An 11,881-nucleotide genomic window follows, 5' to 3' on the forward strand; every position below is an offset into this window, starting at 1 on the left:
TTGAGACTTCGAACATCTCCCTCAACGGCACGGGTGCCTCGTGCGTTGCGGCCTCAGCGCCGTCACCCGACCGGTGGCCACGCTGAAAACGCTCACTGACCACCCTCATGAGCTGCAGGCGCTTCAGCTCTGGAGGGCTCGGTGGCGGAGGTGCTGCGCCCGAAGACCCCTGACGCGGTGGCGCGTTGGACGTGCTTGCCGGCGACGGCGAGTGTGCAGCTGGCTTCGCCGCCCTTTTCGCCGAGGGTGATGTTGACGACAGTGGAGGTGCCGAGCGGCACGTTCGCCGTCTTCCTCCACGGGAGTTCGGCGTTCTTTACGACGGTGACCCGGTCGCCCTTACCCCAGCGGTAGGAGATGTTGGCTGCGCCGTCGCCGAGGACCTCGTAGGTCACGGCGGCGGTAGGCAGCGCGGATTCCTTGTCGGCCTGCTCGTTGCCGGTGTCGAGGATTCCGTAGGTGATGAGTGCGCCGCAGGCGAGCAGCATGGCCGCGGCGACGGCGGTGCCGCGGCGGTCGGGTCTACGGGAGACCCTTCCGGCGATTTCAGGGGCCTCGGGCTGTTCCGGCTGTTCCAGGTCGAATGGTTCTTGCGTTGTGGGCATGTCCGCGCTTTCGGTCGAAGCGAGTTGGCCTGGGTTATACAGCATCAGAAACCGCGCACGCCAGGGCAGGGGGAAACCGGGTGAATTGGGACGTTCATTTCACTCAAGGGAGCCGAATGCCCGAATTGCGAATTCCCTTGACTGAGGTTCGAAGGATCCGTTAGACAGCGTCCGGCCCTCATCGACACGTGACCAGTGAGGCCGCCTTTCCCATGCGATGGAGGGGTGGTCCGGTCGCCATGCCCGGAGTTGGGGTGGGTTGGGGTCGGTATTCAGCGCAACCGGCAGGGGACCCTCGCCGGCGCGCCGATGAAGGGAATGGCGTTGAAAGTGAGATTCGGGCGGGCTATGGCCTGCCTCGTGGTTTCGGCGGTCGCTTCCACTCTCCTGCCGCAGGTTGCTTATGCGGCCGAGGTTTCGGGTAATGACGGCGAGGGAATTATCGATTCCTTCACGGGCTGGTTCGCCGATGACTCAGGCGACGAGAATAAGTCAAAGGAACCGTCGACTGGCGGAAATCCTACGCTTCCCAGCCGGGAGAAGTTGCCGGCAGGAAAGGCGGCGCCGAAGGCGAAGCGTGTTGCGGAGCTGACGGGCCGGCGGACGGCGAACGAACGTTTCTGGCAGCTGTCGGACGGCCGAGTGCAGGCCGAGGTGTCGGTCACACCGACCGGCTACCGGGCGGGGAAGTCCTTCAAGGACATCGACCCGACGGTCAGGCCGACCGATGCCAAGGGTTTCGCTCTGGCGAACACGACGAACGCGGCGCGTAGTTGGTTCGGCGCGGACGCGGACCGGTTGGTGAAGTTCGAGGCCGAGGGTCACACGGTGACGCTGGGTCTTGAGGGTGCGGGAAAGCTCGCTCCGGTGGCCGAGGGCAACACCGTGACGTACAAGAACGCGGTGGCCGGCGCGGACCTGTCCTATGTGGTGGGTCCGGGCCAGGTGAAGGAGAACATTGTTCTCGCGGAGCGCCCGACCGGTCCGGTGTCGTTCACGTTCACCCTCGATGCCGGTGGTCTGACGCCGAAGTCGGGCAAGGACGGCTCGGTCAAGTTCTACAGCGACGCACCCAACCCGGTGCTCGTGATCCCGGCCGCGTTCATGACGGACGCGAAGCGCAATCCCGCCGCCCCGTACGGTGCCGGTTACAGCGCGGCGGTTGAGCAGAAGCTGACCAAGTCCGGCAAGGACTGGAAGCTGACCGTCATACCGGATGCGAAGTGGCTGGCCGCGAAGGAGCGGCAGTACCCGGTCACCGTCGACCCCACGATCACGATCGCGCCGACGCCGACGACGGCCCAGGACGTGATGATCTCGTCGGACGGTCCGGCGTCCAACTATGACGACAACTGGCGTCTGTCGGTCGGCAACACCACCACCGGTTCCTCCCGTGCGCTTCTGCGGTTCCCGCTCGGCACGGTCCCTGCCGGCACCAAGCTGGATTCGGCCGATCTGAAGCTGTACTACGACCAGACGCACACCGCGGGTGACACCGAGGTCCAGCTGGAGGCGCACCGCGCCACGCAGGCGTGGACCGAGGACCGTGCGACGTGGAACAGTGCCAACACCTTCACGGGTGAGCTGTCCGGTACGTCGGTGGTCGTCGATGACGGTGACGCCGGGCGGACGGCTGCGGTGGGTGCCTGGCCTGCTTCGGGGAACACGGCGTACACGCAGTACGCGGTGAACACGGACTACCTGTACAACAAGGACACGGTCGCCGGGGACACGTACACCTGGCAGCCGAGTCTGCCGGAGGACGGTGACTACCAGGTCGAGACGCATTACGTCCCGGCCACCGACCGTGCCACCAACACCCCGTACACCGTGACGTACAACGGTGGTTCGAAGGCGTACACGGTCAATCAGCAGGCCGGTACGGGTGGTGAGTGGAAGACGCTGGGGACGCACCCGTTCAAGGCGGGCACCCTGGGCAAGGTCGTCCTCGGTGACGGCCCGGCATCCACCTCCACCACGGTCCTGGCCGACGCGGTCCGTTTCACGAAGGGCGGTGTCGTCACCAAGAAGCCCAATGAGCTGAACACCTGGCACACCTTCCCCGTGACCAAGACGGTCCAGTCGTGGATCGACGGCACGAACACCAACAACGGTTTCGTCATCAAGGCCGGTGACGAGAGCGCCAACGGGCCCAAGGGCGGTCCGCGTTACGAGGGCAGCGAGTTCGCGTACGCGGGGGAGTCGGCGAACTACCCGAAGCTGGTGCTGACCTACGGCCGCCAGGGTGTCGACCTCGCCGCCCCGACGACCATCCATGACACGGGTGCGGAGCTGAACTGGTCGGCGTACACCGACCCGTCGGCCGCGTCCACGGATGACGACCTGGTCGAGTACCAGGTCCACCGCTCCATCAACCAGTCCTTCACCCCGTCGGCTGCGACGATGGTGTCCCCGATCGCACCGGGCACCACCACGTTCACCGACACCACCGCCGTCCCCACGAAGGCGGACGACACCGATCCGTTCGGCCGGGCGTACTACTACATGGTCGCCGTCAAGACCAAGGACCGCCAGGTCCTGGGCGCCCAGACCCAACTGGTCAGGCTCCCCAAAGCGGGCCGCACCACGAAGGTCCTGGAGGCATCGGCCGACACCACCCTGTCCTCGGCCGAGCCATCCCTGGCCCACGACACCCTCACCGACGGCGGACCCCAGACCTGGATCTCCGCCGGAAACAACTCCCTCACCTACGGCGACACCCGCGCCCTGCTGAAGTTCCCGGACCTGGGCATCCCCACCACCGCACGCGTCCTGGACGCGACGGTACGGCTGTGGGGCACTCAGACCAGCCAGGACACCACCGGCGCGATCTACGAACTGCGCCCGCTGACACGGGACTTCGACGAGACCGCTACGTGGGTGAAGGCGAACTCCGCCACCAACTGGACTGCTCAGGGTGGTGACATCGGCGCGGTCGTGTCCGACAACGGATCGAAGACGAACGACCCGGCGCGTCATGACTGGAACGTCACCTCACTCGCCCAGTCCTGGGTGAGCACCCCGACGTCCCAGAAGGGCGTCGCCATCAAGATGGCCGACGAGACCCTCCGGCAGGAACGCACCCTGTTCCTGTCCTCCGAAGGTGCCGAGCCCAAGCTCCACCCCAAGATCGTGGTCACGTACATCGACTCGACCACCGCCTCGACGTACTTCGCGCCGCAGACCCCGGCCCGGATGACGCCGAACACCACCTACACGGTCGATTTCAACCTCACCAACACCACCACGGCCACTTGGAAGGCCACCGACCAGGTCCTCACCTACAAGTGGGCCCTTCCCGACGGCACCGACGTCACCAACAGCGGCAACCAGATCCAGACCACCCTGCCCAAGGACGTCGAACCGGGTGACTCGGTCAGCCTCCAGGCGCAGGTCAAGACCCCGATCAACTCCGACTCGGGCAACAAGCGCACCGACTACGCCCTGACCTGGGACGTCTTCAACAAGACGACCAGCACCTGGGTCTCCGGCACCGCCGGCATCCCGGGCCTCAAGCAGAACGTCGCCGTCGAGGACCCCACCTCCAACCAGCTCGGCCTGGAGAAGTTCTACTCCTACGCGGGCAAGAACACCGGCGCGGGCTCCACGGTCATCAACAACACGGCCTCCGGGAACAGCGTCTGGTCCTACAACGCGTTCTCCAACCCCGGCCGTGGGCTGAACACCTTCGCCCGGTTCTCCTACAACTCCCTGGACACCTCCGACACCGTCCTCGGGGCGGGCTGGTCCGGCCAGGCCGCCGGGCCCATCCGGATGGGTGCACCGCTGGAGTTCCACCCCAAGCCCCACCCGACCGAGATCAAGCTCCCGGACGGTGACGGCACCACGCACGTCTTCAGCAAGCAGCCCGACGGCAGCTGGAAGGCCCCGGCGGGCGTCCACTACAAGCTGGAGGCCAAGCTCGGCCTCGACTGCACCCCGGACAAGGACCCGATCCCCGACGCCTGGACGATGACCCGTCCGGACGGCTCCCGGTTCTTCTTCGGCTGCGACGGATACCTGACGTCAGTCGTCGACAAGAACGGCAACACGCAGACTCACACGTACGAGGAGCGCAAGTCCAACAACAAGCCGACCAAGTTCCTGACCTACATCACGGACCCGGCCGGCCGTCAGTCCCTCACCGTCGAGTACTACAAGAAGGGTGACGCGTCCTACGACTACATCGACGACTCGGGCGCGAAGGTCACCGGCTCGAACCTGACCAACTCCAAGATCTACGACCACGTGAAGTCCATGACGGACATCTCGGGCCGGAAGATCTCCTTCTACTACACCGACAAGGGCCTGCTCGGGCAGTTCACCGACGGCAACGGCTCCACCAACGGTGCGCCGAAGGACTTCAAGTTCACCTACGACGCCACGCAGGGGAACAAGAACGTCAAGCTGGTCAAGGCCACCGACCCGCGCGGGAACGCCACCGACCTGGCCTACAACGCGCCACAGGCCGGGGACGACCCGAAGTACCACTGGTGGACCAAGTCGATATCCGACCGGCTGGGCGGCACCACCGGCTTCACCTACGCGGTGAACTCAGGCACGGCCAAGTTCACCGACACCCGGGTCAACGATGCCGAGAACCACGCGTCGTCCTATGTGACGGATGACTTCGGGCGTCCGATTCAGATCACCAACGCCAAGGCGCAGTCCACCGAGCTCGTCTGGGACGCGGACAACAACGTCACGTACCTGGAAGAGGCCAACGGCGCCAAGACGGCGTACTGCTACGACCAGAAGACCGGCTACCCGCTCTGGGAGCGGGACGCGGAGAACAACAAGGCAGGCACTCCGGCGCCGACCAACTGCGCACCCGCCACCTACCCGGCGAACGCGCAGAAGTACGAGTACAAGACGCGCCTCGACGGCTTCTCCGCCGACCTCTACCGCAAGACGTCCCCGGAAGGCCGCACCTGGGAGTTCGGTTACGACGATTTCGGCAACCTGACCGCGGTCACGGACCCGAAGGGCGTCGCGACCACCGCGGTGCTGGACGACTACACCACCAAGCACGAGTACGACCTCTACGGGCAACTGACCAGGACGACCGACCCCAACGGCAATCCGACGAACAACAGCGAGTTCGGGCCGACGGGATACCCGGACACGATCACCGATGCGCTGGGCCGTTCGGCGTCGTACGCCTACGACGAGCGCGGCCAGGTCACCTCGGTCACGGACGCCCTGGGCAAGAAGAGCACCCAGACGTACGACACGTTCGGGCGGGCCCTGGTCAGCAAGGTTCCCAAGGACCAGGCCGCGGGTGATCTGATCACCACGCCGGCGCCGGTCTATGACGCCAACGACAACATCACCTCGGCCACCGCGCCCAACGGCGCCGTCTCCACGGCGACATACGACGCGTCGGATCAGATCGTCGCCACGACGGCCCCGAAGGACACGTCGACCTCGAGTGAGCGGAGATCCGCCTACACGTACGACAAGGTCGGCAATCTGCTGAAGCTGGTGGAGCCCAAGGGAACCGCGTCCGCCGCGGACCCCGACGACTACGTCACCACCAACCACTACGACGAGGTCTACCAGCTCACCTCCGTGGTCAACGCCGCCGGTGACAAGATCGCGTACGAGTACGACAGTGTCGGCAATGTGACGACGGTCGTCGACCCGAAGAAAAGCGCGTCCGCCGACACCGCTGACTACACCATCAAGACGCTGTACGACCTTAATCACCGGGTCACGCAGGTCACCGACGCGGCGGGCAAGCAGAGCAAGACGTCCTACGACAAGGACTCGCTGGTCACATCGAGCACGGACGCCGGGAGCAACACCACCGAGTTCACCTACGACGAGCGGGGCAGTAAGACCCAGGTCAAGGTCCCGCACGACGGCACCAGCGCGATCACGTACCGGACGACCAAGTACGAGTACGACCAGGTCGGCAACACCACGAAGGTGATCTCTCCGCGGGGCGTGAACACGGCGACCGCCGACGACTTCACCGCCCGGACCGAGTACGACAAGCTCAACCGGCCGGTCAAGCAGTTCCAGCCCTTCGACCCGAACGACACGCGCTACAACAAGCCCGACGTCTACACGCAGACGTCCTACGACGAGGTCGGCCGTGTCGCCACGGTTTCGGCACCGCCGTCGGAGGGGCAGACCGTCCGCAACAAGACGGCGTACACCTACTTCGACAACGGCTGGACCAAGACGTCCACCGACCCGTGGTCAATCGTCACCGGCTATGACTACGACGCTCTGGGCAGCCAGACCTCGCGCACGCTCACTTCGGCGGGCGGATCGTCCAACCGCACCATGAGCTGGTCGTACTACCCGGACGGAAAGCTCAAGTCCAAGTCGGACGACGGCGTTCCGGCGGGCAGTGGCGTGGTGCTGGTCGACAACTCGGACACCCAGAACACCGGCAGTACAGGGACCTGGGCCAAGAGAGACACCACGGGCCAGCACGGCTTCGACCACCAGGTCCACGCCGCAGGCACCGGTACTGATGCGTTCACCTGGACGCTGAACATTCCCAAGGACGGTTCCTACACCGCCTACGCCAAGTTCCCGCAGACCACCGGCGCCTCCACAGCGGCGAAGTATTCGGTCACCCACTCCGGCGGGACCACGGACAAGACCGTCGACCAGAGCGCCAACGCGGGCAGCTGGGTCAGTCTCGGTAAGTTCGACTTCACTCAGGGCAATGCCGCACGCCTCAGCCTCGGGGTGAACAGCGGCGGGGCCGTCGTGGCGGACGGCGTCAAGCTCGTCCGGGACACCACGGGTGAGACGGACACCGAGAAGCGGACCTTCGCCTACGAGTACGACATCAACAACAACATGACGTCGATCGACGACACCTCCTCCGGTGCCGACATCGACGCGTACACGGTTGCGTACACCGGCCTGAACCAGGTCCAGAAGGTCACCGAGGCGCTCGTCGGCCAGGAGAAGAAGTCCACCTCCTACACCTACGACGCCAACAGCAAGCCGGCGACCGTCACCCATCCCGACCAGTTCTCCTCGTACACCTACGACCTGCGGGACCTGGTCAAGACCGTGTCCGTCGGTAAGACGCCCACGGACACCGCTCCCAAGGTATCCGGCTACACCTACACCGGCCGCGGCCAGAAGCTGAAGGAGACCAAGGGCAACCAGAACACCGTCGACTACACCTACTACCTCGACGGCGTCCTCAAGACCCAGGAGGAGAAGAAGCCCAACGAGACCCTGGTCTCTTCGCACACGTACGCGTACGACGCCAACGGCAACAAGGCGAAGGACGCGGCGAAGAAGATGAACGCCGACAACCATGCGGCGTACCTCGACTCCACCACCGACTTCACCTACGACCCCGCCAACCGTCTCGCCGAATCGGTCAAGACCGGAAACGGCGCAGGCAAGGAGACGTACGTCCACGACGACAACGCCAACGTCGTCTCGCAGACCGTCAAGGGCGTGTCCACCAACTACGACTACGACCGGAACCGTCTGCTGTCATCGGTGACATCGGGCACGACGTTCTCGCACAACTACGACCCCTTCGGGCGCCAGGAGTCCGTCTCGGCCGACGGGAAGATCGTCGAGCGGAGCGTGTACGACGGCTTCGACCACGTCGTGGAGTCCCAGAAGATGGACGAAGCGGGGGTTCTCAAGTCGACCAAGTACACCTTCGACCCGCTGGACCGCACCACATCGAAGGTCGCCGACGGCAAGACGACCGACTTCACCTACCTCGGTATGTCCACCGAGGTGCTGACCGAAGAAGTGGCCGGCGCTCTCACCAAGTCCTACCAGTACTCCCCCTGGGGCGAGCGGCTGTCCCAGGTGAAGCACAACACCGGCGGGACCACCGAGGACGCCTACTACGGCTACAACAGTCACACCGATGTCGAGACGCTGACCACCAGTACCGGTGACACCAAGGCCACCTACGGCTACACCGCCTACGGCAGCAACGACGACTCCGAGTTCACGGGCATCGACAAGCCGGACACGGCAGATCCCACCAAGGAGGCGTACAACCCCTACCGCTTCAACGCCAAGCGCTGGGACGCCAACTCGGGTACGTACGACATGGGCTTCCGCGACTACAACCCGGGCCTCAACCGCTTCACCACCCGGGACATGTACAACGGCGCCCTCGCCGACATGGGCCTCGGCACCGACCCCATGACCGGGAACCGCTACGCCTTCACCGGCGGCAACCCGACCAGCTTCATCGAGATCGACGGCCACTGGTCGTGCAGTTGGTGCAGCGACGCCGGTCACCTCGTTCTGGACGTGGCCGGTCTCGTTCCGGTGATCGGTGAACCTGCCGACGGCATCAACGCCCTGTGGTACCTCGCCGAGGGCGACACCGAGAACGCGGCACTGTCCGCGGCCGGCATGATCCCGATCGCGGGCTGGGCCGCCACCGGAGCGAAGGTGACCGGCAAGGTGGCGGACGCCACGAAAACCACAAGCAAGGGCGGCGGTGCAAAGTCACCCGACAAGAAGGACGAGGGCGAGAAGAAAAAGAAGAAGGACGACGAAGACGACTACCTGTACTTCCATTCGGTACAGAGCCCAGCCGACGCGGAGAGACTCCGCAACGGCGGAGAGCCCTGGCCCGAGGAAGACACACGTGGCCAGTACGGGCTGGGCATCTACTCCTGGGGCAGCATGAAGGAAGCCGAAACCTACGCGAAGGTACTGACGGGCCGTAAGCTGACGGTCGAGATAGTGACCTTCAGGGTCAACAAGGATGACTTCGCTGCGATGAACAAGGTGGACGTCACACAGATGAGTGATGGCGACGCAGAAGCCTTCGTGGACCGCTACAGCCGGCTTTACGGCGACGGTGAATCGCACAATTACGACTACATCCAAGGGAAGACAGGAATGGGAAGCGAGCACTACTTCAACAAATCGGTCTTCTCGTTGCTCGAATTCGTGGGGTGATAGCAGCCATGAAAAGCAAGTTCGCGTTCCGTAAGTGGACGGCTGCTCTGGGCGGCCTGGCAGCCGACCTGGACGCCGAACTCCGGGCAGTCAATGCTCCGCCCGCGCACAGCGCGAGGGTCACTCAGGGCATCTGGGTCACGCTGCCGCCGACCGAGATCTACTGGCAGGATCTCGCGTGGCTCACCTTCGGTGCGTCGCTGATGCAGCGACAGCTGATTGAGGCGTACCCCGGAGGTGTCCAGATCCAGGTGCACGACCTCGTCTACCCCATGGCCGACTACCGGCCAGAGGTTGCCGCGGTGTGCATGGCCGGATGGCTCCGTGAGCAGCTCGACGCACCGGACCCGGGGGTCACGGTCAAGGCTGACGCGGAGAGAGGTGCGTTTGTCTTCGAGTGGGGCGACCTGGTAGGGGACCCGTTCACGGAGTAAGCGCAACTCAGTAAGGAACCACCACCACCGCTGCCTGCGCCCGGAGCATTGATCCGGGCGCAGGCAGCACGGTTTACAGCCCCGCAGGCTGCCCACCGCGGCAACCGCGCACGGAAACCGGGCGCCCCTTCCACCATGATCAGAACCGCCACACCTGCCGACCTCGACGCCATCGTCCGGCTGCACACCGAGGCCCGCGCGACCTACTACCGCGACCACCTTCCCGTCGAGGAGTACCAGGGCGCCGCCGAGGTCGCCCGTAGCCGTGACGGCTGGGCCCGGGCCGTCGAGCGGCCCGATGTCACCGTCCTCTGTGCCGAGCGGGACGGCGCCCTCGCCGGCATCGCGGCCTTCGCCGTGCGCGACGGAGTCATGGACCTCACTCAGCTCCATGTCTCGCCCTCCCAGTGGCGTACGGGCGTCGACACCGCCCTCCATACCGCCTGCACCGACGCCTGGCGGCGTGCCGGAGTGCGGGCCGCCAGACTTGAAGTCTTCGTGCCCAACACGCGCGCCCAGTCCTTCTACGCCCGCCACGGCTGGGCCCCCGACCCGGACGGGCCGCGGGCGGGCAGCCATCTCGTGCTCTGTCTGGAGGTGGGGAATCAGCCAGAGCCGTTGAACGTTGAACGGAGGTAGTGGAGGGTCCCTCCGCAGTGTCCGAGATCCTGGAGAGAAGAAGAAACATGCGCGTCGAGATCTGGAGCGACATCGCTTGCCCGTGAACCAACGGAACCACAGGTTACCGCGAGGCTCTGACCAGCGGCTACGGCGTGCACCGCGACGCTCTAACGGCTGAGAGTCACATGATTGGCGGCACATCCATCGCGAGGGCGTTACGAGCGACGTTGGCGTGGTCCAGGCAGGCGAAGAGTTGATAGGGCCGCTTGAACAGGCCCCGCGCCCTGGTCAATCGGAAGTCAGATACTCCGTCGCAGTCGATCGCGCAGCAGTCGGGTATTGGCGTTTTTCCGTCGTCCACGACGACCTGAGTGCGTACCTGGTGTCCGTTGATCTCGCTTAGGAACATGCCTCTGATGTAAGCGAGTTGGCTCAAGGCGTCACCAACTCTGCCGATCTTGTCTAGGTCATCTGCCATGACCGGAACCATATGGCCACGCTGCCGCTGCACGTGGCCCTCTCACGCAAAGTGCCCCGTTCACAGCTACGGGGGAAGCTGTGAACGGGGCGGTACCGGCCCGCTGAACTGTCATGCTCGCCGTCGCTCAGCGGGGCGGGGTCTCAGGCGCGCATCACGGCGTCCGGCGGGACCAGCCACTCACGGCCCCCGCCTTCGGGCCACACAAACGCCGCAGGGCGTTGGCAACGCTCGCCCGGCAAGTCGGCAGGGTCTTCGTAGTCCTGAAGTACGTCCCGAAGAATGCCAACCCTTCCCCTCGCGTCCTCGACCCGCTGGCGGATATCAGCGCGGTGATCATCGCGGGCACCGGTCGGCGTGCCGGTAGGCGACGATGGGGGCCCCGGACTGCCTTTCGAGCACTCCCCGGTGGCAGCGCTCAAGGCTCTTGATCGGTTTCATGCACGCCGGGCACGTCTCCCCAGTGGGGGCATAGGTCACGTACTCCCATTGGCTCGCGTCCGTCTCTGGCTGCTGTGTATTGCTGGCCATGTTTCGCCGTCCCCTCGCTCGCTCCCGGTGATCGTCGCGCCGTTCGCTGGGACGTAGGAACCTCGTACGTTTCCCACTTCGGGACGTCCCACGGGGGGTAGAACGTCCCTAGGAACGTTTGGAGCGCGGGGAGACATGACCATGCAAAACGAACGACTTCGGGCCGTCATGGCGTCTGGAGGGTGGACACATTGAGCGTTTTCAGCGTGGCCACCGGTCGGGTGACGGCGCTGAGGCCGCAACGCACGAGGCACCCGTGCCGTTGAGGGAGATGTTCGAAGTCTCAA

5 protein-coding genes are annotated in these 11,881 nt (G+C 65.0%); 3 read left to right on the top strand and 2 right to left on the bottom strand.

From position 1 onward, the window contains the following. Positions 1-92: 92 nt before the first annotated feature. Entirely contained in the window at positions 93-605 is a 513-nt protein-coding gene (locus ACWGO0_RS36800) for a hypothetical protein (protein ID WP_453544788.1), read from the bottom strand. A gap of 348 nt (positions 606-953) precedes the next feature. Here ACWGO0_RS36800 and ACWGO0_RS36805 point away from each other — a divergent pair, with 348 nt between their 5' ends. The 3 genes from ACWGO0_RS36805 (at position 954) to ACWGO0_RS36815 (ending at position 10,603) form a co-directional block, all read left to right on the top strand. Further along, positions 954-9,530: a golvesin C-terminal-like domain-containing protein gene (locus ACWGO0_RS36805; RefSeq protein ID WP_453544790.1), complete on the top strand. Its 8,577-nt coding sequence runs from the start codon at positions 954-956 to the stop codon at positions 9,528-9,530. Positions 9,531-9,538: 8 nt separating this feature from the next. Next, positions 9,539-9,964: a hypothetical protein gene (locus tag ACWGO0_RS36810; RefSeq protein WP_453544792.1), complete on the top strand. Its 426-nt coding sequence runs from the start codon at positions 9,539-9,541 to the stop codon at positions 9,962-9,964. Between the two features lie 135 nt (positions 9,965-10,099). After that, entirely contained in the window at positions 10,100-10,603 is a 504-nt protein-coding gene (locus ACWGO0_RS36815; protein WP_453544794.1) for an N-acetyltransferase family protein, read from the top strand. Positions 10,604-10,766: 163 nt separating this feature from the next. Here the strand turns inward: ACWGO0_RS36815 and ACWGO0_RS36820 are convergent, their stop codons facing one another. Then, a complete protein-coding gene (locus tag ACWGO0_RS36820; RefSeq protein ID WP_453544796.1) occupies positions 10,767-11,063 on the bottom strand; it encodes a hypothetical protein in 297 nt (98 codons plus the stop codon). Between the last annotated feature and the right edge of the window lie 818 nt (positions 11,064-11,881).

It is taken from the genome of Streptomyces sp. NPDC055749, from assembly GCF_053617235.1.